We start from the raw sequence: 21,562 nt of genomic DNA on the forward strand, positions 1-21,562 counted from the left end.
CCCAGAGGAATGGCTTGCGCGTATATTGCGACTATTCATATGAACGTAAAGCTGCGACGCTGTTCTGTGGAGGCAGCAGATGACCAGAACCGATCCTGAAATTACGATTGTCGGTGGCGGCGTTGTTGGGCTGTCCGTCGCGCTTGGGCTGCTGCTTGCTGGGCGCAGCGTGCATGTCCTGGACGGCGCGGATGGTGACGCGCGGGCGTCTCAGGGCAATTTTGGCCTTGTCTGGGGGCAGGGCAAGGGATGGAATTTTGCACCCTATGCCAAGTGGACCAGTGACGCGCTGGCCGCATGGCCAGAATTTGCACGCAAGCTGGCCGATCTGTCGGGCATCGACGTAGCGCTAGATCAATCAGGCGGCTTTGAATTTTTCACGGACGCGGCTGAGATGGACGAATTCGCATCAATGCTGGCGCAGCAACAGCGGCATCTGGGCAATCGGTTTAGCCCCGAGTTGCTGAGCGGAGATGACCTGAGGGCGCAGATTCCAGGCATCGGCAGGGGGGTCGTCGGGGCTAGCTATTCCCAGCGGGACGGGCATGTAAATCCGCTTCGATTCTTGCGCGCTTTGCGCCTTGCTGTCGGGGCCGCTGGCGGCCACGTGACGTTGAATGCATCGGTTGCAAGGATTTTGCCTGTAGCGAGCGGTGGATTTGATCTGGCGCTGGCGAATGGTGAAAAGGCCCGCGCGGATAGGGTCGTCCTGTGCGCCGGCTTGGGCGCCATGACCCTCGCCGCCGATCTGGGATTTTCGGCGCAGATCAGGCCCCAGCGCGGCGAGTTGCTGATAACCGAGAAGCTGCGCGATCGTCTGCCGTTCCTGTCCAGCACGATCCGGCAGGTGGACGAGGGCGGCGTGCAGATCGGCGGGACCAAGGCGGACGCCGGGCTGGACGACAGCGAAACACTGGACGTGATGGCCGGGCTGGCGCGCCATGCCGTCACCGTCTTTCCGTCGCTTGCTGATGTACGAGTTGTGCGCGCATGGGGCGCGCTGCGCGTTATGTCGCCCGATGGATATCCGGTTTATGCCCGTTCAAACCGCTATCCGGGCGCCTACCTCGTCACTTGCCATAGCGGCGTCACGCTGGCCTCTTTGCACGCCTCAGTCCTTGCGGATTGGATCGAAGGAACGCCTTCAGCACCTGATTTGGAGGCATTCGATGACAATCGTTGCGCGATTTCAACCGCCGCCTGACACGGGCGCGACCGCTGAGTTCGAATATGAAGGCGCGGCCATCACCGCCCCGCTTGGCATATCTCTTGCGGCGGCCTTGCTTGCGCATTCGGGCGCATTCACCCGCCAAACGGCGGGCGGCGACACGCGCACCGCGTTTTGCATGATGGGCGTCTGCTTTGATTGTCTGGTCGAGGTCGACGGCGTGCCCAACACGCAGGCTTGCATGACCTCGGTCCGCCAAGGCATGGTAGTCAGGCGCCAGATTGGATTGCGCAGACTGAACGGGTGCAGCGATTCCTGAATTTCACCTCATCATCATCGGCGCCGGCCCTGCTGGCATGTCAGCGGCTGTAGCAGCAGCCGATGGTGGCCTGCGTGTGCTGCTTCTGGACGAGCAGCCGCAGCCCGGCGGCCAGATTTATCGCAACGTCGGCGCGGGCTGCGCCGCACCCAAATGGCTGGGCAAGGACTATGCGGCCGGATCTCAGCTGGTCGATGCGCTGGCCCGGTCCGGCGTCACGGTACAGTCCGGCGCGGCGGTCTGGCGTGTGGATGGCGGGCCGCGCGTGGTCTGGTCCCAGAACGGCCTTAGCCGGGTAACGACCGCGCCCTATGTCCTGCTGGCCAGCGGCGCGCAGGAGCGGCCTGTGCCGTTTCCGGGTTGGACGTTGCCGGGCGTGATGACGGCAGGAGCCGCGCAGATACTGATGAAGACAGCGGGGATGCTGCCGAAAGATGCCGTGCTCGCAGGCTCAGGTCCATTGCTCTATCTGGTCGCGGCGCAGATGATCGACGCGGGATGCCCGCCAAAGGCGCTGGTCGAAACGCAGACACATGGCATGCTGTTGCGTGCCTTGCCGCATTTGCCCAAAGCGCTGTTTTCACCGGATATGCTGATGAAAGGGCTCGGCCTGATCGGCAAAATTCGCGCAGCGGGCGTGCCTCGTTACAAGGGCGCCTCAGGCTTTGCGGCGACGGGCGATGGCAGCGGCATGGTCAACTTCTCGTTTCGCTGCAAGGGCAAGTTACAGAACCTGAAGTGCACTTTGCTGCTGACGCACCAGGGCGTCACACCGTCTACGCATATGAGCCGCGCGGCTGGGATCAAGCATGAGTGGAACGCGGCCCAGCACGCCTTTCAGCCCATCTGCGACATCTGGGGCGCGACTGATCGGCCCGGCCTATATGTCGCGGGTGATGGGGCAGTTATCAACGGTGCAAGCGCTGCGAGCGCCACTGGAAAGCTGGCGGCGCTGGACATTTTGCGCGCCTCGGGACGTATCAGCGCCGATGCCCGCAACCAGCGCGCCACGACGTCCCTGTCGGCCCTGTTTCGCGCCCGCGCCATACGTCCCTTTTTGGACGCAGCCTACCAGCCGCCCGCCGAAATCCTGTCGCCGCCAGACCAGACGATCGTCTGCCGCTGCGAGGAAGTGACGGCCCGCGCAATCCGGCAGGGCATAAGCGAAGGCGCGAACGGCCACCGCCAGATCAAGACTTCGCTGCGCGCTGGTATGGGCCCGTGTCAGGGCCGGATGTGCGACGCCACCGTTCGCGGTATCCTGAGCGCGGGGAAGGCATCCCGCATGGGGGGCATAGACCCGCCAAGAGCACGCGCGCCGATCAAGCCGATCACCTTGGGCGAACTTGCCGCGCTCTCACCCCAGTCGGAGGACACTGCATGAGCCATCCCGCAGCACTGAAGATCGAAAACCTGCACAAAAGTTTCGGCAGTCACAAGGTCATCAAAGGCATCTCGCTGGAGGCGCAAAAGGGCGAGGTCATCGCCATTCTGGGCGCCTCCGGATCGGGCAAAAGCACGTTTCTGCGCTGTATTAACTTGCTGGAGACGCCCAATTCCGGCGATGTCTGGCTGGCCGGTGAAAAGATGCGGATGAAGCCGGGCCGCCATGGCGATGCTATCCCTGAGGATATTCGGCAGGTCGAGCGAATGCGCGCGCGCCTCGCCATGGTCTTCCAGAGCTTCAACCTCTGGTCGCATATGACAGTGATGGAGAACGTCATGGAGGGGCCGCTCTACGTTCAGAAAACGCCCAAAGCCGAGGCCCGTGAAAAGGCAAAGGCGCTGCTCGCCAAGGTCGGGCTTTCGGATCGCGCGGATTATTACCCGGCGCATCTGTCAGGTGGCCAGCAACAGCGCGTCGCGATTGCGCGCGCGCTGGCGATGGACCCTGATGTGATGCTGTTCGACGAGCCTACCTCAGCCCTTGATCCCGAGTTGGTGGGCGAGGTGCTGGGCGTCATGCGCGATCTGGCAGACGAGGGCCGAACGATGCTGGTCGTCACACACGAGATGAGCTTTGCCCGCGATGTATCGTCCAAGACCGTTTTTTTGCATCAGGGCGAGATCTGCGAACAGGGCCCGCCAACCGAGCTGTTTTCCAAACCGAAAACCACCGAATTTCAGGCGTTCCTATCGCGCATGAATTGATCCGACCGACCAAATAAACCAACCCAAAGAGAGGATAACCCCATGATCCGTAGAACTTTTGTAACCACAGTCGCTGCTGCAGCTCTTGCTGCATTCACCATTCCTGCCGCAGCCCAAGACGTGCTGCGCATCGCAGTTGAGGGCGCGTACCCTCCGTTCTCGTCCACGGAATCGGACGGCTCACTTGTCGGCTTCGACATCGACATCGCAGAGGCGTTGTGCGCTGAAATGCAGCGCGAATGCGAGCTTATTCAGCAAGAATGGGACGGCATGATTCCGGCGCTCAAGGCGCAGAAGTTTGACGCCATCGTCGCCTCCATGTCGATTACAGAAGAGCGCAAGAGCCAGGTCGATTTCTCGGACAAGTATTACCAAACGCCGGCCCGTGTCGTCGCGCCCAAGGATGCGGGCTTCGAAGACACCGCTGAGGGGATGGCGGGCAAGCGTATCGGCGTACAGCGCGGGACCACGCACCAGTGCTATGCTGAAAAGATGTTCCCGGATGCCGAAATCGTCCTTTATGGCACGCAGGAAGAGGTCTTTCGCGATCTGGCCCTTGGCCGTGTAGACGCCCAACTATCCGACAGCCTGATTGCGTTGGAGGGTTTCTTGAAAACTGATGAGGGCGCCGACTATGCGTTTTTGGGCGGCGATCATCTCGACCTCGAATGCTACGGCGAAGGCGTGGGCGTCGCTGTGCGCAAGAACGAAGAAGAGCTGCGCGACGCAATCAGCGCTGCGATTGCCGCCATTCGTGAGAACGGCACCTATGCCGAGATCAACGATAAGTATTTCGATTTCGACATCTATGGCGCACGTCCCGCCGAGTGATCGAAGCTGCGGCATGTGAAACGAACAGACCGGGGCGGCCTTGCGTCGCCCCGGTAACCCCAGCTTAAGGACGGCAGATGGACCTGATACTGGAGTATAAATCCCAGCTTATTGACGGCACGCTGATGACAGTGCAACTGGCGCTGACGTCGCTGGTCATTGCGCTGATCTTTGGCCTGCTCGGGGCATGGGCCAAACTCTCGTCCAGCAAGGTCGCGCGCCGGGTCGCTGGACTATACACCACGATCGTGCGCGGCGTGCCTGACCTGGTGCTGATTCTGCTGGTCTTTTTTGGCGGGCAGGTAACGTTGAACAATATCGGTGCGATGACGGGCCTCTGGGGCTATATCGAAATCAGCCAGTTCGCGGCTGGCGCCTGCACCATTGGCGTCATTTTTGGCGCCTATTTTACCGAGACGTTTCGCGGCGCAATCATGGCCATTCCCCGTGGCCAGATCGAGGCCGGAATCAGCTGCGGTATGTCTAGGTCGCTGATTTTTCGCCACATTATCTGGCCCCAAATGGTTCGATACGCCTTGCCCGGCTTCACCAACAACTGGCTTGTTCAGCTCAAGGCGACGGCGCTGGTATCGATAATTGGACTTCAGGACTTGGTCTATAATGCGTTCACCGCAGGCCGCTCTACCGGGCAGCTTTTTACGTTTATGGCGGCGGCCTTCGTCATCTATCTTATGCTGACGGCAATTTCGGACCTACTGCTGCGCGCGCTGGAACGGCACTACAGCCGCGGCGTGGTTAGGGCACGATGATGGAGCATATACTGTCCTACATTCCGCTCGACATTTCGCTCATCGCCGAGAATTTCGACCGCTTTCTTTATGGGGTTTGGGTTACGTTGAACCTGACATTTCTGGCGTTGTTTTTGGGCGGGCTTCTCGCGATTCCGATGGCGATTGCACGGGCATCCCAGCACCGGATCTTTAATCCGATGATCCAAGTCTTTACCTACGTTTTTCGCGGCACGCCCCTGCTGGTTCAAACCTATCTGATTTACTACGGCGTCGGCCAATTCGATGTCATACGCAATAGCTGGCTATGGGATCCCATTTTGTCGTCGGCATGGTGGTGTGCACTGATCGCGTTCACGCTAAATACTGCGGCCTATACCACCGAACTTTTACGCGGTACCATCGCCGATACCCCCACCGGCGAGGTCGAGGCGGCAATTGCAACGGGCCATTCCTATCGCAGCCGGATGCGCCGGATCATCCTGCCTTCGGCGTTTCGGCGGGCAATTCCGGCTTATTCGAATGAGGTCATTTTTATGCTTCACGGATCGGTCATCGCCAGCACGATCACTCTTCAGGATATACTCGGGGTCGGTCGCTGGCTGAACGGGCGCTACTACCTTGCCTATGAGGGGTTCATCACGGCCGCGCTGCTGTATTTTCTGATAGTTTTATGCATTACGTGGGCCTTCCGCTGGTTCGAGCGCCGTTACCTGCGGCATCTGGTACGCCGCGATGCAGGACCAGAGCCTAGTGAGGCGCCAAAGCCTGCCACCTGAGAGCTTGGGTCTCCTCACTAGATCCGGTCTGCACGAGCGTAGTCTGGATCACTCGGCATTCATGCTGAGGCGATAACAGAACTGGTCACTCTGCCGCGCGGCGAACTAGGGCAGGGGCAGCCTAGCCCGTGTCCTTTGTAGCAAATAGAACGCTGGCTGCGGCAAAGAGGCGCTCTTGTTGCGGGCGACGCGTCGCTTGCGGTGTATCAGTGTTAGCACTGGTGATCACGCTCTTGCTGCGTTGTGTGCCAACCGTCGCGTGCGAGCTGCTGATAGACAGCCCATCGAGAGCCGCCTCCAGTTTTCCGGGCGTCGGGGCTGCATGCACGTCGACTGATACGCTGATGCGCAGAGAAGGATCATCCTTCAGATGATAGGCGTGATCATTCAGAACGCGGCGCACTTCTGTCATTATGCGCTCGGGCTCTGCAACTTGGCGAAAATCCAGCGACATGACGATGCGCCCGTCATTGGTTACTGCGATCGCAACTTCAGTTGCGTCAAATTCCTGTAGGCGAAGGCGCATCGCGCTTTGAACCTCGCGAAAAGCATCGCGCCCCAGGTCTTTGGCCAGACGCCTCGCGCCAAGGGTGCGAACCACCAGCAGACCGGTGACGCGCCCGTTGCAATCGCTGCGGGCAAGAGCCAGCGCGTCGCGCTTGAATTGTTCGAAATTGGCAAGTCCACTGATGGGATCGAACGTAAGGTCTGTCGCCAGCGCGCGCTCTGCCAGCATGCGCAGTCTTTCATGTTCAAGAAATGCCGCTGCTATCGGAATTGACAGCATGTTTAGCCCAGCCATGGGTAAGGCGGCCGTCGCAAAGAAGGCAATGCAGACCTCCCAAGGTAGCAAAAACGCCGCGATCATGTGGCTGCTCACGAGGGCCGCTAAAACCATCAATTGTACGATTCCACGCCGCTTGGCGCGCATGGTGTAGTAGTTCCAGAGATAGCCAGCGCCGCAAGCGATCATCATCGCGGCGATGCCGGACGGCATACCAACCCCGCCAATCGTGAAACGGGTCGCAGCAGCAATGGCAACGCAGACAAGCGCCCCGCGCCATCCCAAGAACGCACCGGCAAGCGCCACGGGAACGTTCCGCATGTCCAGTATAACGCCCGGCACCATCTCAATCGGGGCGTTCATCTGGAACATCGCGACCAAGCCAAAGGCCAAACCTAGCGCAAGCTGCGCACGTGCGTCGTGCAACCACGACCTAATTGCTCCAAATGCCGAAGCCAGCAACGCGACGACCGCAAGCGATCCAATAATTTCCGGTAACAATAGCATGAGAAATACCCCCTAGGCCCACATCTCATCAATGAAGGGAGGGGAATAACATTGTCTTAACAGATAAAATCGAGCCTAAAAGGAGCGGCACATTTTTCTGTGGGCCCGCGCTTACAGTTCCCTAGAACAGACGTCATTACAGAGCATTAGAGGATGACGCTCACCCGCCAGAATTCGGCGGGAGGATGAAGCCGTTTATTGGGTAGACGCTGCCGAACGCGTCTGGATTGCTCTCGAGGCGGACTGCAGTCCAGTCGCCCTTGGGAGAGACGTCGATGACAGCCATGCCCTGGCTGACCTGATCGCGGTGCCAGTTTGCGTGATCAATCAAAATTCGGTCTTGGGACACGATTTCCGACACGACGGCGACATGGCCCAGCGGCATTGATGGGGTTGAGCGGAAAGACATGACCGCACCAACGGCGGGCTTATGGCTTTGATCAAAGCTATTTTTCGCCTTGCCCCACCAGGTATGCGCATTGCCGCGAATGTTAATGCCGCTGACGTTGCGTGCGAAGGGCACGCACCAGACGCGCTGGCCTTTGGCACGCAGCGCTGACGCCTCGCGCAGGGCCATCGCCTCGCGGACGGGATCGATGCTGGCGTGGCTGACCTCTTCCATCCGGGGGGCGCCTGCGCAGGCCGACAAGGCGAGTGCGGCAACACACATAAAGGGCGCTATGCGCCATGATTTCCGGCTATATTGGATGGTCATGTAGGTCCCTCAAAGAGTCTCGTGCCCGTGACGCTCTTGCGGCGCTCGCAGGAATGTTTCCTACAATTTTCCTGCAAACCGAAGTGTTTAGAATCTCGCCGGCGAGATTCCGCTTGAAATCGCGGTCCGTTAAACAGGTTAAGGATCGTGGTAAATATACACCGCACACGAAAAAGCCCCGCCGAAGCGGGGCTTTAAGGCCTGTCTCAGGTGCATCTTAGCGGCGTTTGCGGCCGCCAACGCGGCCAGCACGGCCGCGACCTTCTTCGCCAGCTTTGGGTGGCTGCTTGTTAAAGCGGATCCACTCGCCGCCATGCGGGTCATTGTTGGTCAGGAAGTTGGCAGCGCGAATCGCTTCCATTTCGGTCCCGGATTTTGGCAGCGTGCTGCCGAGGCCAAAGAGCTGGCAGAACGTCTCGTCGTCCATATCCTCGGGGATTTCGAGGCCGGTCGCAGCGACTTCGGCGCGCTTTTCCGCGATCTTGGCGGCAGGGACGGGCAGGCCGACCGGGTTCATGATGGCCGACGTCATGCCAGCGCCCATCGCCATGGGCAGGAACGCGTTGTTGATACCGTGCCGATTAGGCAGGCCAAAGCTGATGTTGGACGCGCCGCAGGTGGTGTTTACGCCAAGCTCTTCGCGCAGGCGGCGGACGAGGGCAAAGACCTGAAGGCCGGCGGTGCCCATAGCGCCGATGGGCATGACCAGCGGATCGACCACGATGTCATGCGCAGGGATGCCGAAATCAGCGGCCCGCTGGACGATCTTTTTTGCCACTTCGAACCGTACATTTGGATCCTCGGAAATGCCGGTGTCGTCGTTTGAAATCGCCACGACGGGCACGTTGTATTTCTTGACCAGCGGCAGCACGAATTCCAGCCGGTCCTCCTCGCCCGTCACAGAATTTAACAGGGGGCGACCCTCGCAGGCCTTCAGCCCCGCCTCAAGCGCGGCAGGAACCGAGCTGTCGATGCAGAGCGGCAGATCAACGAGATTTTGCACCATCTGGACAATCTTGCTCATCAACGGCGGCTCTGTCTCGTTCGGGTTGGGGTTGGAGTTATAGACGACGCCCGCATTGATATCGAGGACGGTGGCGCCGGCGTTGGCCTGCGCGACCGCGTCCTTCTCCACGGTCGAGAAGTCGCCCGCCTCTAGTTCGGCCGCCAGCTTCTTGCGACCTGTCGGGTTGATGCGCTCGCCGATGACGCAAAAGGGCTCGTCAAAGCCGATGACGGCGGTTTTCGTTTTGCTCTCGACGATAGTGCGGGTCATGTGTGTTCCTTGTATTTGAATTACTTGGCCGAGGCAGGCACGCCAGACGCGCCTGCATTCTCGATCGCCCATGTCGCGTTTGCCTTGATCCCGCCCAGCGGAAAGAAGTGGACATTGGTGATGTTGAAATCGGGGTTCGCGGCCTTGTGCGTCGCCAGTTGGCCGATGACGTCAGTCGGCTCATAGGGCAGCAGCAGCTTGGTCACGTCCATCGCGCGTTTTTGCAGCACTTTCAGCGACGGGCCGACGCCGCAGGCGATGGCGAACTTGATAAGCGTCTGCAATTTGGCCGGGCCAGCGATGCCGATATGGATCGGCAGATCAATGCCTGCGGCCTTCAATCCGTCTGCCCATTCGATGATCGGGCCTGCCTCAAACGCGAATTGCGTGGCAAGCGCCATTTCAGCGTCGGACGTCTCGGAAAACGCCTGCTTCCACTTGAGCGCAGCGGACACGTTGTCCATGCCCCCCGACGGATCGATATCGCGGTTGCCCTCGGGGTGGCCAGCGACGTGCAGCCGCTTGAATCCTGCCTTGCCGAATTCACCCGATTCCAGCAGCTGCATTGAGCTGTGATAATCGCCATGCGGAGTGGTGACCCCGCCGGCCAGCAGCAGCGCCTGATCGACGCCGGCCTCGCCCTGATAGCGTGCAATCCAGTCGGCCAACATCGCGCGATCCTTGATGATGCGCGCGGGGAAATGCGGCATTACAGGATAGCCATCCTCGGCCAGACGCTTGGCCGTCGCGACCATATCCTCGATCGGGGTGCCCTCGATATGGGCGATATAGACGCGCGTTCCCTCGGGCAGAAGATCGCGGAAATTCTCGACCTTTTCGGCGGTGCGCGGCATTACCTCGATCGAGTAATCCTTGAGCAGCGCCTCGACAGCGGCAGGCGGGGCGGCGGGTGCAGCATGGGTGCGCTTCTTGAAGTTCAAAAGAGCCATTATAGCCTCCTTAATCCCGGTAGGGGTCATTCCTGAGGGGTCTCGCCTGCGTTGTTCCAACCGTCATTGGCAATCAATGCCTTGATACGGTCGCGGTCATATTCTGCGTCGATACGGGCGGCCTCCGCGGCGACGACGTCGGATGCCTCGCCGTCCAGCTGATAAGGCGAGGCTTTGCGCCATTCGGCAAGGTAGGCATCGCTATCGCCTGCGCCAATTTTCATCGCCGCGCGGTCGATGGCTTGCTCGAACCGTTCGGGCAGCTGCTTCTTAGCGCCGCTGCGGCCCTTGCCGACTATGACCTGCGCGGGAATGTCCCGCCAGTAGACTATTGTGACATCGACCATGGTGATTCCTCCGGCTGCTCGCCTTTGCTTCTATTGCACGTCCGGCAGCGCGCGGCGCCTGTTTTCGACCCAACGCGCGCCCTGCGCGACGTGCCCTTGGTAACCCAAGTCCGCGCATGTCGCCAATCGGGTTATCCGCCCCATAAATATCGGGTGGTCATTGAAATGGATGGGTGCGCGCGGCCATGCGCGAGCGGGCTTGCGCCGGAGCGCCATAGCCCATACCTTGATGGTAACTCGAAATGGAAGGCGTTCCCTATGACGCCCAAGCGTCCCGAAGGTGCGGGCGCAATCCCTATACCGGTTGAGAGCCCCGCGCCGAAACCGCCCAGCAGACCGCCGCTTTATGCGGCGCTTGATCTGGGTACGAATAGCTGCCGGATGCTGATCGCGGAGCCGCGAGGCAGCCAATTCCGTGTGATCGACAGCTTTAGCAAGTCTGTGCAACTAGGCGCCGGTCTGGAAAAGACCGGACAATTGTCGCGCGCCTCAATCGGGCGCACGATACAGGCGCTGCGCGTTTGCCAGCAAAAACTCAAACGCCACAAAGTCACATCAATGCGCCTTATCGCAACAGAGGCATGTCGCCGCGCAGGCAATGGCGCCGCTTTTATGGCGCGCGTTCAGCGCGAGACGGGCCTCTCGCTGGACGTTATCTCCCCTCTGGAGGAGGCGCAGCTGGCTGTTGTTAGCTGTGCGCCGCTGGTGGCCCCCGAAACGGACCAACTGCTAGTTGTCGATATTGGCGGCGGCTCAACCGAATTAGTGTGGATTGATCTGACGGAGGTGCCACCCCATGACCGGCGCCGCGCCATCATGCGCCTGCACGGCGGCTTTGACATCGGCAGCGGGGAAGGCAAGCCGCGCGCGCGGGTCGTTGACTGGATCAGCGTGCCGCTGGGCGTCGCGACCTTGCGTGACCAGTTTCGCGACGTCGATGACGACGCCGCCCGGTTTGCGCTCATGAGCTGGTTTTTCGAGGAAAATCTGGTCGAATTCGCCCCCTACAAGAGCGAGCAGTCGCGCAAGGGTTTTCAGATCATCGGCACGTCAGGCACAGTCACGACTGTCGCGGCCAGCCACCTTAACCTCAAGCGATATGATCGCAACCGAGTTGATGGCCTGCGCATGACATCGGACGAGATTGACACGGTCATCCACAGCTACCTGGCGCTTGGTCCCGAGGGCCGGCGCACCGATCCGCGAATTGGGCTGGACCGGCACGCGCTGATCATGTCGGGCGCGGCGATATTACAGGCGCTCTTGCGCTGTTGGCCAACAGACCGTCTATCGGTCGCTGATCGCGGGCTGCGCGAGGGGATGTTATACGCTCAGATGTCAGCAGACGGCGTGCTGAGTGTCGAGGAGGACGCATGAACAAAGGACCGGATGGCAAGAACACGTCGGGGCGTGGCCAACGCGACCTGACCGTCAGAGTCAAAAGCGCGCGCGGTCGTAAGGCGTCGTCGACGCGCTGGCTGCAACGGCAGCTCAACGATCCATACGTCAAACGCGCGCAGGCCGAGGGGTATCGCGGCCGGGCGGCGTACAAGATCATGGAGGTGGACGACAAGTTCCGCTTTCTGGTGCCGGGCGCGCGCATCGTCGATCTGGGCTGTGCGCCTGGTGGCTGGGTGCAGGTGGCGGTGCCGCGCATCAACGCGCTTGGCGAAAAGAGCGGCAAGGCGATCGGCACCATTCTGGGTATCGATTTGCAAGAGATGGAGCCGATTACAGGCGCGACGTTGCACCAGCTGGATTTCATGGCCGAAGGCGCGGACGAGCAAGTCAAGGAATGGCTGGGAGGGCCTGCCGATGTGGTGATGTCCGACATGGCGGCCTCCAGCTCAGGGCATAAGCAGACAGATCACCTTCGCATCATATCGCTCTGCGAAGCGGCGGCCTATTTTGCGTTCGATGTATTAGAGGTCGGCGGCACGTTCGTCTCCAAGGTGCTGGCCGGCGGTGCAGAAGGCGAGTTGCAAAAGCTGCTCAAGCAGCGCTTTACCAAGGTGTCAAACGTCAAGCCGCCAGCATCACGCTCGGACAGCTCGGAAAAGTTCGTGGTCGCCACCGGCTTTCGCGGCTGAAGATCAGCGCATCTTTTGCCAAGAGGCGGCGGCGCGGCGCGCGATCTGCGTAAGTGCGCCCTGCGCCTCCGGTGTGTCGCCTTTCATCCTTTGGGCGACGCACTGGGCGCGCTGCTGCTGGCGGAGCAATTCGAAAAGACGCGCGTGACGCGCTGCGACCGAGTCCGGGATGCCAAGTTCAAAATTGGAATTCATCACACTGTCCTCCTACCCTCCTTAAGAGCTATGCGTCAGAATAACGCAGGATCACGAACCGGGCGTGACCGAAACATGGCAAAATAAGACTATTTTGCATAAAATTGAGCGCGCCTCGACCTAACGGTAGCCCCAAAATCGGGATCTCACGGCTCCGTGAATGATCTGCTCGCAGTTCCGTCCGTATCTCTCCCATCGTCAATACCGACGACACCCTGACAGGAGAGTTTGATAATGATCCGTAGAACATTCATGGCACTGGCCGCATCGACCGCTATGGCATTTCCCGCATTTGCCGACAACCATTCCAGCATGGACGTCGTTGACACAGCCGTCGAAGCAGGCTCCTTTACCACGCTGGTTGCAGCCGTCGAGGCCGCAGGCCTGGTCGAGACGCTGAAGGGCGAAGGCCCGTTCACCGTTTTTGCCCCCACCGACGAGGCATTTGCAGCACTGCCCGAAGGCACCGTCGATGACCTGCTGAAGCCCGAGAACAAAGATAAGCTGACAGCAATCCTGACCTATCACGTCGTCCCCGGCAAAGTCATGTCGACCGACCTGACCGATGGTATGACTGCGGCGACGGTCGAGGGCAGTGATGTCACCATAAAAACTGAGGGCGGCGTCATGGTGAATGATGCAGCCGTCACGAAAGCTGACATTGAAGCGTCCAATGGCGTCATCCATGTTATCGACAGCGTCCTGATGCCGTCAATGTAAGCGATCCTAACATAGGGCGCGGTTATTTGCGCGCTATGTCGAACGCTTAACGCGAAACGCTGCCGAAGATTACTTCGGCAGCGTTTTCGTTGTCGATGACGGCACGTCCCTACGCCGACTGGCGAAATTCGGTGACAGATGTGACGGCAAAGCGGCCACCCTTCAACTTTTGCAGCTTACCTTGGCGCAGCAGTTGACCGAACGACCGCAGGCCATCCTCGCGTGAGAAGTCTTCGTCCTGCGCCTCGCGCAGCTTTTGCATCAGCATGGGTCGCGAAAATTGCGGCGTCCCCTCAACATCGGCCAGGTAGGCGGCTGCCGCCTCTAGCATTTCGGTCAGGCTGCTGGCGCCCTTCTGTTCGGCGAAGTCTGCAAAGCTTGCACTGCCTTGCGCATTTTGCGCGCCAGAGCTTGGATTTGCGCCGTCTGTCCGTGCTGATTGCTCGGGTCTGGCCGGAACCAGGTCGGCGCGGGTAATGCGGCGCGGGCGCACGGGCTGAACTGCGTCGGACGGCGAGTCGATGCGCTGCTCGGCAACCAGTTTCAACGGGGCAGGGCGCGAGGCGAGAGTTGCCCCCGGGCGCGGTGTCATTGATGTGGAAACAGGTTGCGGTCGCCGCGGGCGAACTGCGCTTTGCAGGTCGTTGCGATAGGGTTGGTCGTCAACGTCCACCTGCATGGCGCCGCCTGCGCGGCGCTCGGCCTTGGTTGCGGCGACTGCGGCGCGCAGATGCTGGATCGCGCTGCGCCGCTGATTAGATTCCGGCTCTTCCAGCTGGGTGTCAGCCTCGTCAAAGATGCGCGCGGCCTGCGCGTCGGACGCAGGCGCGTCCAGATGCTTGGCCCGGGGCGCGTCATTCTCGTGGTCGCTTTTCTCGTCGGTGCCGTCGGTCTCAGGCGTGACGTCAGGCGCCTCATCTGGCGTGATTGCAGTGGTTTCGGCTTCACAGTCCGAATCCTCGATGGACGAGGGTGACATCGTGACATCCGCAGTAATCGTCTCGGGCGCGCGTGTTTGGTGCAGCTCTGCCTCGACCTCGGCCAACTCGCGCTGAAGATCCGCCTCGGCTTCGTCACTTAGATCGCTGGGGGCATCTGTCGCCTCGATCACTTCTTGCAGGTTTTCACCGGCGAGGGCCGCATCCAGATCCGAACGCTTCATTTTGATGACGCGCGCGGCTAGGGGCCGCTCGTCTGAGGGGGCTGCGTCGGCTTCGTCGATTTCAGACGCGTTGGCATCGGCGGTATCCTGTGCCTGAACGTCATTTTCTGGTGCGCTTTCAACCTTCGAAGTTTCATTACCTGCGGCGCCACCGTCCAGCGCATCGGCCAGAAGCTGAGATAGCGTGTCGTCGCCTGCGCCGTATTCGTCATCTGCCTCGTCGTCATAGTCGTCGGCGTCATCGCTGGCTTGCGCGCCAAGGCTCGCATCGCGAAGGAATGCGTCTAGGTCATCTGATTGCTCGGCTTCGCTCGCTTCTTCCTCTGAGGCGTCTGTTTCTGAGGCGTCTGCCGTCAGGTCGGGCACGGCGCCCGCATCGGCGTTCAACCGCGTCAAAATGTCGTCGTCGTCGTTATCGTCTACTTCGTCTGTGATCTCAGGGACGGCATCGTCGCTGTCATCCGCGGTTTCCGTCTCTGCCGCCACAACGTCATCCTGCGCCGTTTCAAGGGTAACTTCGGATGTGGGCTCTGCGGTGTCCGTAGCGGGATCGGCGGCGGCGTCCTCGGCGGTCTCTGGTTGCGGATCGGGCAACACGTCAGCCTCATCGCTATCACGCGATGCTTCGGATGGGACGTCGTCTGCTGCGTCCTCGGCAGGCTGGTTCATGCCCGATTGAATTTCCTGAGGCTGGATGGCAGCGCCTGCCAGGAAGTCTTGTGTATTATCGTCCTCGTCAAAGCCGCTTCCTGGAAAGGTAGAGATGCTGGGTGCGGCGACTGCGCGGATGCGGCGCAACTTGTCAGCCATGCTCTCGCTGGATGTATGATTGGTGCGCGGGGCAGGCGCAGAAGCGGATGGCGGAGCAGATTGCGAGACCGGCTCTGCTGTTGCGTGCGGCGTTGGGGCAGCCCATTCAGCAGTCTCATTCGCAGCAGTCTGATCGGCGGTAGTCTGGTCAGCAATAGGATCGGCGGCGGGCAGGGCGGCGGTGCCTGCGCGCAGGTGGATTTTGCCGTTGGTGTCATGCGCCTCGACCCGGCGGGAAATCTCGCGCTCGGCGATGCGGGCCAGCATTTCGGCGTCAGGCGCCGCAGGTTCGGCGCCGAAGTAGCGGTCGTCAGCGGCGAGGTCGCGGAAATACTCGGCAATCGCCTTCATGGTGTCGAACGAATCATCAAAGCCTTCCAACGTGCAGGAGAAAGTGCCGTAGGAGACCGTGAGGATCTTGCTGTTGCTGACCATAATTAACTCGCCTTTCCTTGACTGCGAAGCCAATGTTTACCATGGCGTGAAAGCCCAAAGAGGCCCGAATCTGCGATCATCAAAGTATTATTTCATGGCAAGATTGTGATTTGTTTCCAAAAAAGATGTAAGTCCGAAGGAATTTAGTATGATTGTTCACAGATCCGGCACTGTCGCGTTGATTGGTGGGGCGGATGTCCCCTCCGAGGTGATGCGGCTGGCACTGTCGCTGGGCGAACGGACCATTGCCGCTGATGGTGGGGCCGCGACCGCGCTGGCGTATGGAGTCGTGCCCGAGGCGGTCATCGGCGATTTCGATTCGATTTCAGACGAGGTGCGCACGGCGTTGCCGAAGTCCGTGCTGCATCCCGTTACAGAACAGGATAGCACCGATTTCGAAAAATGCATCAGCCGGATCGATGCGGCCCTGATTGTCGGCGCGGGTTTCAGTGGCGCGCGGGTGGATCATCAGCTGGCAGTTTGCAACGTCTTGGTGCGTTGGCCCGCCCGTCGCTGCGTGCTTATTGGCGCGGATGACGCGATTTTTCTCGCGCCGCCTACCATGGCGCTGGATTTGCCTCAGGGCTGCCGCGTGTCACTCTTTCCCATGGGCGCGGTCGAGGGGCGCTCGGACGGGCTGAATTGGCCGATCGATGGCCTGACGCTGACACCGGACGGACAGATCGGAACGTCGAACTTTGCAGTTGGTCCCGTGAACCTAACTGTGACGACGCCCAAGCTGCTGGTGATTCTGCCGGTAGAGCATCTGGGGCAGGTCGCAGATATGTTGTTGAGCAATCCGGCACGCTGGCCCTGACAATCGGCCTCGGGGCTGTAATCTCAGGGCTGTGGCAGAGGGCGGCGCTCTAAATGTCTTTCGCGCAAAAGGACAAAGAGGCCGGACGCCACGATCAGCGCAATACCGATGAATGCGATGGCATCCGGCAGATCACCAAAGATCCAGAAACCCAGCGCCGTGGCGGTGATGATTTCCATGTATTGCACCGGTGCAAGCGTCGAGGCAGGCGCGAATTTCAGCGCAAAGCTGATGCAGATATGGCTGACGGTGGCACACAGGCACAGCCCGACCAATAGCCACACCTCGCGCATGGCAGGCCACGCGGGGTCCAGCTGCGCAAAGCCTGAGCCGTCAAAGGCGATCAACACAGGCAAGGCCAGGGCCAGCGCGGCAAGACCGGTATACGCCTGAAGTGTGATCGGGTGCATCCGCGTGGCCATGCGCCGCGTCAAAATCATATAGAAAGCAAAGAGTAATGCGGTGCAAAGCGGCAAGATAGAGGGCGCACCAACCTCCTGAAAGCTGGGCCGGATAATCAGCAGCGCACCCGCAAAGCCGACTGTGCAGGCGATGTAACGTCGCGCGCCTACCACCTCGCCTAGTAGCAGCCCGCCCAGAATGGTCAGGATGAACGGCTCAACAAAGAAGATGGCGATGGCATCGGCAACCGGCATGAATTGCAGCGCATAGAAAAAGCATGTGGTGGCGACCAGAAGTAACGCGGCGCGCACCAGATGCAGGGCGATTTCGGCCCTTGGCGGCCAGTGCAACCAGCCCATTGCGGCGGCCAAAGGCATAAGGAGGGCCGCCTGTGCAAAAAACCGGATCGCCGCGACCTGCGTCACCGGGAGGGCGTCGCCGATCAACTTGGCAAAGCTGTCCATCGCCGGCGCGATCAGTCCGAACGCGACCATCATCAAGATGCCGAGTGAGGCGCGTGTCGCCGGATTGGCTAGAACGGGTTCCATTATTCGCGCGTTAACAATTCGGCACGTTGACGGCGAGGCCGCCCAGCGATGTTTCCTTGTACTTGTCCATCATGTCGGCGCCGGTCTGTCGCATCGTCTCTATACAGGCGTCCAGCGGCACCAGATGCGTGCCATCGCCGCGCATCGCGAGGGAGGCCGCCGATACGGCCTTGATCGCGCCCAAACCGTTCCGCTCGATACATGGCACCTGCACGAGGCCTTTGACCGGATCGCACGTCATGCCCAAGTGATGCTCCAGCGCGATTTCGGCCGCGTTCTCAATTTGCATCGGGGTGCCGCCCATCACGGCGCAGAGGCCCGCAGCGCCCATCGCGGCGGCGCTGCCGACCTCGGCCTGGCAACCTGCCTCGGCGCCCGAAATAGAGGCGTTGAACTTGACGAGTCCGCCGATCGCGGCGGCGGTCAGCAGGAAATCTTCGACATGCGCCTCCGACGCGCCGGGATAGTGGTCGAGGTAGTACCTGATGACTGCCGGCACGACGCCCGCTGCGCCATTCGTCGGCGCCGTCACAACCTGGCCGCCGGCCGCGTTCTCCTCGTTGACGGCCATGGCGTAGCAGCTCATCCAATCGTTGATCTTGTGCGGCGCTTGCAGGTTTGTACCGCGCTCGGCGATCAGGCCGTCGCGGATGCTTTTCGCGCGGCGCTTCACGTTCAGACCGCCGGGCAGGATGCCATCGGTCGTCATGCCGCGCTCAATACAGTCATTCATCACTTGCCAGATGCGCTTTATCCCAGTGGTCATGTCGGTCTCGCCCCTACGAGAGATCTCGTTAGCCTTCTTCATCTGGGCGATTGTTTTGCCGGAGGTCTCGCACATCTGCAGCATCTCGGTGGCGGATTTGAACGGGTAGGGAACAGGATCGCCCTCATCGGTATTGCGCCCTGCCGCCAGCTCGGCTTCGGTCATGACAAAGCCGCCGCCGATGGAATAATACGTCTCTTGCAGGATCGTGTCGCCCTGACTGTCGGTCGCCATCAGGACCATGCCATTTGCGTGACCGGGCAGATTGGGGCCGAAATCAAAGAGCAGATCTTCTTTGGGGTTAAAGGAGAGCGGCGGCAGCCCGGCGGGCGTCAGGGTGTGGGTCTCGCGGATCTGGTCCATGGTTTGTTCGGCCGCGGAGTGATCGTAGGTGTTGGGCAGATAGCCCGCGAGGCCAAGGATCGTCGCGCGATCAGTCGCGTGGCCGATCCCAGTAAAGGCAAGGCTGCCGTGCAGTGATCCCTTGACGCCGTGGCAGGCAAAGGGGGCTGCGCGCATTTTGTCCAGAAACCGTGCGGCGGCCACCATTGGGCCCATCGTATGCGACGACGACGGGCCGATGCCAACCTTGAACATGTCGAAGACGGATAGGAACATAAGGTGGCCTCCTTTTAGTATATGCGCGGCTGCGCCCTTGTCGCAGGTTGCGGGAGCGCGGCCTATACCGAATACGACATAGAGCGGCGCTGTTGTGACGCGGGCGTTGCGGTTAGGGGCGTTGCCCCTCACGCTGAATTCCAGAGGAATTCAACGCTCACCCCAGGATATTTTTGGCAAAAAGAAAGATGCAGGGAAGGGGCTATTGAACTTGATGGCGGCGGCGGATGGTTTCGGGGCGTCCGGGAATCGTGAGGGCAGCATCCATGCGAGGGGTGCGGGATATGACGCGGCCTTTGGCGATGACGCACAAACGCGCGGCGCGCAGGCGCAATGCCTCGATTGGATTTGCGGCATCGAGGATGACAAGCGAAGCGGTCGCGCCGACATGCAGGCCGTAATCCTCAAGGCCCATGATGGCCGCGTTCTGGTGCGTGACCATATCAAAGCAGTGCGCCATTTCATCGGGTGATGACATTTGCGCGACGTGCATTCCCATGAACGCAACGTCGAGCATGTCAGCAGTGCCCAGTGAATACCAAGGGTCCAGCACGCAGTCCTGCCCCCAGCCGACAGTGATGCCGTGGGCTTGCATTTCCTTGACGCGGGTCATGCCGCGCCGCTTGGGGAATGTGTCTTGGCGTCCTTGGATCATAATGTTGATTAGCGGATTGGGCACCGCTGACACCTCTGCCTCGGCGATCAGGGGCAGCAGTTTGGACACATAGTAATTGTCCATCGAGTGCATGGATGTGAGGTGGCTGCCGTTGACGCGGCCTTGCAGGCCGAGGCGCTGCGTCTCGTATGCTAGGGTTTCGATGTGGCGGCTCATCGGATCGTCCGATTCGTCGCAATGCATGTCGACGCGCAGGCCGCGCGTGGCGGCCATTTCGCACAGATCGCGGACAGACGCCGCGCCATCCGCCATCGTGCGCTCAAAATGCGGGATGCCGCCGACAACGTCGACGCCCATATCCAGCGCGCGGATGGTATTGGTCCGCGCGGTGGGATCGCGGTAGAGGCCGTCCTGCGGGAAGGCGACCAGTTGCAGGTCAATATACGCCTTTACCGCATCTTTGACGTGCAGCATCGCCTCGACGCCCTTGAGGCTGTCGTCGCAGGTATCCACATGACTGCGGATCGCCAGAAGGCCCATGGACGCGGCCCAGTCGCAATATGTCAGCGCGCGGGTCACCATGTCGCCCACGGTCATGACCTCCTTCAACTCGCCCCAGAGGCCGATCCCCTCTAGCAGCGTGCCCGATACGTTGATGCGCGGTGTGCCGTAGGACTGGGTGGCATCCAGGTGAAAATGCGGGTCCACAAAAGGCGGCGAGACGAGATCGCCAGTCGCGTCAATCACTTCGCCCGCGTCTGCGTCCAGCGATCCGATGGCTTTGATCCGTCCCGCCTCAATGCCGATATCGGTGATGCGGCCATCTGGCAGCGTGCCGCCCTTGACGATAATATCGAACATTCAGCGTTCCCCTTTGTTGAATGGCACCATCAATGCGGCGGGCACCTCGGCCCGGCGCGACATCACGACCAGTGCGAGGATGGATAGGAAGTAGGGCATCATCAGGAACACCTGATAGGGGATGCCCGCCCCTAGCGGCGTCTGCTGGATGCGGATTTGCAGCGCATCGAACGCGGCAAAGAGGATCGCGCCCAACAGCGCCTTGCCCGGCCTCCACGCACCAAAGACGACGAGGGCGATGCAGATCCAGCCGCGCCCCGACACCATTTCGAAGAAGAAGCTGTTGAACGCCGACATAGTCAGGAACGCGCCGCCGATAGCCATCAGGCCGCTGCCGACCATCACCGCGCCCATACGGATGGCTGTAACCGAAAGGCCCTGCGCGGCCACGGCCTGCGGGTTTTCACCCGCTGCGCGCACAGCAAGGCCCAGAGGCGTGCGGTAGAGGATGATCGCGACGATGGCGACCATCGCGAAGGCCAGATACGTCAGCGGCGTCTGTGCGAAAAGGGCCGGGCCGATTAGCGGGATATCCGACAGAACCGGTATTGGCAGCGGTTGAAACGCGTCAATCTTCGGCGGGCTGGTGACTTCGGGCAGGGCGAGGCGATAGGCGTAGTAGGTGCTAGACGTCGCCAACAGGGTGACGCCAAGGCCAACGACATGCTGCGAGAGGCCAAAGGGCACCGTCAGGATCGAGTGGATCAGCCCAAACCCCATGCCGACGACGAACGCCACAGCGACGCCCGGCCAGAGGCCAAGGCCCGAATAGACCGCCATCCACCCAGCGAACGCGCCCGCGACCATGATCCCCTCAATCCCAAGGTTCAGAACGCCCGCGCGCTCGCAAATCAGCTCGCCCAAGGTCGCAAAAATCAGCGGCGACGCAATGCGGATCGCGGCGGTCCAGAAGCTGGCTGTCATCAGGATTTCGAGGATGTCCATT

At 60.7% G+C, this 21,562-nt stretch carries 22 protein-coding genes; 11 read left to right on the top strand and 11 right to left on the bottom strand.

All coding sequences use genetic code 11. From position 1 onward, the window contains the following. The first annotated feature begins 79 nt into the window (after positions 1–79). From MK6180000_RS05565 to MK6180000_RS05595, 7 genes are all read left to right on the top strand, one after another. Positions 80–1,204 (top strand): NAD(P)/FAD-dependent oxidoreductase, encoded by a 1,125-nt coding sequence (locus MK6180000_RS05565; protein WP_138933835.1) that lies wholly within the window; start codon positions 80–82, stop codon positions 1,202–1,204. After that, positions 1,170–1,487 carry a (2Fe-2S)-binding protein gene (locus MK6180000_RS05570; RefSeq protein WP_138933836.1) on the top strand — a complete coding sequence of 106 codons (318 nt, stop codon included), beginning with the start codon at positions 1,170–1,172 and terminating at the stop codon, positions 1,485–1,487. The genes MK6180000_RS05565 and MK6180000_RS05570 overlap by 35 nt, the downstream gene beginning before the upstream one ends. 16 nt (positions 1,488–1,503) lie before the next feature. Beyond that, a complete protein-coding gene (locus tag MK6180000_RS05575) occupies positions 1,504–2,871 on the top strand; it encodes an FAD/NAD(P)-dependent oxidoreductase (RefSeq protein ID WP_281284895.1) in 1,368 nt (455 codons plus the stop codon). Next, positions 2,868–3,638 (top strand): ABC transporter ATP-binding protein, encoded by a 771-nt coding sequence (locus tag MK6180000_RS05580; protein WP_138933838.1) that lies wholly within the window; start codon positions 2,868–2,870, stop codon positions 3,636–3,638. The genes MK6180000_RS05575 and MK6180000_RS05580 overlap by 4 nt, the downstream gene beginning before the upstream one ends. A gap of 42 nt (positions 3,639–3,680) precedes the next feature. Next, positions 3,681–4,469, top strand: a complete 789-nt coding sequence (locus tag MK6180000_RS05585; protein ID WP_138933839.1) for a lysine/arginine/ornithine ABC transporter substrate-binding protein — start codon at positions 3,681–3,683, stop codon at positions 4,467–4,469. A 77-nt stretch (positions 4,470–4,546) separates the two neighbouring features. Next, positions 4,547–5,239, top strand: coding sequence for an ABC transporter permease (locus tag MK6180000_RS05590; RefSeq protein WP_171054555.1), 693 nt, complete (start codon positions 4,547–4,549; stop codon positions 5,237–5,239). Beyond that, complete coding sequence (locus MK6180000_RS05595; protein WP_246040440.1) at positions 5,236–5,997, top strand: ABC transporter permease; 762 nt, start codon at positions 5,236–5,238, stop codon at positions 5,995–5,997. Before MK6180000_RS05590 ends, MK6180000_RS05595 begins: the two co-directional genes overlap by 4 nt. A gap of 121 nt (positions 5,998–6,118) precedes the next feature. Here MK6180000_RS05595 and MK6180000_RS05600 read toward each other — a convergent pair whose 3' ends face one another. From MK6180000_RS05600 to MK6180000_RS05620, 5 genes are all read right to left on the bottom strand, one after another. After that, the gene (locus MK6180000_RS05600; protein WP_138933840.1) at positions 6,119–7,288 is read right to left on the bottom strand and encodes a LytS/YhcK type 5TM receptor domain-containing protein; all 1,170 of its coding nucleotides are present in this window, start codon (positions 7,286–7,288) and stop codon (positions 6,119–6,121) included. A gap of 160 nt (positions 7,289–7,448) precedes the next feature. Further along, the gene (locus tag MK6180000_RS05605; RefSeq protein ID WP_138933841.1) at positions 7,449–8,003 is read right to left on the bottom strand and encodes a CHAP domain-containing protein; all 555 of its coding nucleotides are present in this window, start codon (positions 8,001–8,003) and stop codon (positions 7,449–7,451) included. Between the two features lie 217 nt (positions 8,004–8,220). Next, positions 8,221–9,279, bottom strand: a complete 1,059-nt coding sequence (locus tag MK6180000_RS05610; protein ID WP_138933842.1) for a methyltetrahydrofolate cobalamin methyltransferase — start codon at positions 9,277–9,279, stop codon at positions 8,221–8,223. A gap of 20 nt (positions 9,280–9,299) precedes the next feature. Beyond that, complete coding sequence (locus MK6180000_RS05615; RefSeq protein ID WP_138933843.1) at positions 9,300–10,229, bottom strand: methylenetetrahydrofolate reductase; 930 nt, start codon at positions 10,227–10,229, stop codon at positions 9,300–9,302. Between the two features lie 26 nt (positions 10,230–10,255). Then, positions 10,256–10,576, bottom strand: a complete 321-nt coding sequence (locus MK6180000_RS05620; RefSeq protein WP_138933844.1) for a virulence factor — start codon at positions 10,574–10,576, stop codon at positions 10,256–10,258. A gap of 258 nt (positions 10,577–10,834) precedes the next feature. Here MK6180000_RS05620 and MK6180000_RS05625 point away from each other — a divergent pair, with 258 nt between their 5' ends. Together MK6180000_RS05625 and MK6180000_RS05630 are read left to right on the top strand one after the other, a co-directional pair. After that, positions 10,835–11,953, top strand: a complete 1,119-nt coding sequence (locus MK6180000_RS05625) for a Ppx/GppA phosphatase family protein (RefSeq protein ID WP_138933845.1) — start codon at positions 10,835–10,837, stop codon at positions 11,951–11,953. Continuing rightward, positions 11,950–12,666, top strand: a complete 717-nt coding sequence (locus MK6180000_RS05630; RefSeq protein ID WP_138933846.1) for an RlmE family RNA methyltransferase — start codon at positions 11,950–11,952, stop codon at positions 12,664–12,666. The genes MK6180000_RS05625 and MK6180000_RS05630 overlap by 4 nt, the downstream gene beginning before the upstream one ends. A gap of 3 nt (positions 12,667–12,669) precedes the next feature. Here the strand turns inward: MK6180000_RS05630 and MK6180000_RS05635 are convergent, their stop codons facing one another. Next, the gene (locus tag MK6180000_RS05635) at positions 12,670–12,861 is read right to left on the bottom strand and encodes a hypothetical protein (protein ID WP_138933847.1); all 192 of its coding nucleotides are present in this window, start codon (positions 12,859–12,861) and stop codon (positions 12,670–12,672) included. Between the two features lie 234 nt (positions 12,862–13,095). Between MK6180000_RS05635 and MK6180000_RS05640 the strand changes: the two genes are divergently transcribed. After that, positions 13,096–13,581 (top strand): fasciclin domain-containing protein, encoded by a 486-nt coding sequence (locus MK6180000_RS05640; protein ID WP_138933848.1) that lies wholly within the window; start codon positions 13,096–13,098, stop codon positions 13,579–13,581. 109 nt (positions 13,582–13,690) lie between these two features. On the opposite strand, the gene MK6180000_RS05645 is transcribed toward MK6180000_RS05640, so the two are convergent. Continuing rightward, positions 13,691–15,988, bottom strand: a complete 2,298-nt coding sequence (locus MK6180000_RS05645; RefSeq protein ID WP_246040441.1) for a hypothetical protein — start codon at positions 15,986–15,988, stop codon at positions 13,691–13,693. A 148-nt stretch (positions 15,989–16,136) separates the two neighbouring features. On the opposite strand from MK6180000_RS05645, the gene MK6180000_RS05650 reads away from it, so the two are divergent. Further along, positions 16,137–16,805 carry a thiamine diphosphokinase gene (locus MK6180000_RS05650; RefSeq protein WP_138933849.1) on the top strand — a complete coding sequence of 223 codons (669 nt, stop codon included), beginning with the start codon at positions 16,137–16,139 and terminating at the stop codon, positions 16,803–16,805. Between the two features lie 23 nt (positions 16,806–16,828). On the opposite strand, the gene MK6180000_RS05655 is transcribed toward MK6180000_RS05650, so the two are convergent. The 4 genes from MK6180000_RS05655 to MK6180000_RS05670 all read right to left on the bottom strand — a co-directional run bounded on the left by MK6180000_RS05655 (position 16,829) and on the right by MK6180000_RS05670 (position 21,561). After that, positions 16,829–17,755, bottom strand: coding sequence for a DMT family transporter (locus MK6180000_RS05655; protein WP_138933850.1), 927 nt, complete (start codon positions 17,753–17,755; stop codon positions 16,829–16,831). Positions 17,756–17,765: 10 nt separating this feature from the next. Next, positions 17,766–19,139, bottom strand: coding sequence for an L-serine ammonia-lyase (locus tag MK6180000_RS05660; protein ID WP_138933851.1), 1,374 nt, complete (start codon positions 19,137–19,139; stop codon positions 17,766–17,768). Positions 19,140–19,341: 202 nt separating this feature from the next. Further along, the gene (locus MK6180000_RS05665; RefSeq protein ID WP_138933852.1) at positions 19,342–20,616 is read right to left on the bottom strand and encodes an amidohydrolase family protein; all 1,275 of its coding nucleotides are present in this window, start codon (positions 20,614–20,616) and stop codon (positions 19,342–19,344) included. Then, positions 20,617–21,561 carry an ABC transporter permease gene (locus MK6180000_RS05670; RefSeq protein WP_138933853.1) on the bottom strand — a complete coding sequence of 315 codons (945 nt, stop codon included), beginning with the start codon at positions 21,559–21,561 and terminating at the stop codon, positions 20,617–20,619. Between the last annotated feature and the right edge of the window lies 1 nt (position 21,562).

Origin of the sequence: Roseovarius arcticus, assembly GCF_006125015.1 — a bacterium.
In the GTDB taxonomy this organism is placed as follows: Bacteria; Pseudomonadota; Alphaproteobacteria; order Rhodobacterales; family Rhodobacteraceae; genus Roseovarius; species Roseovarius arcticus.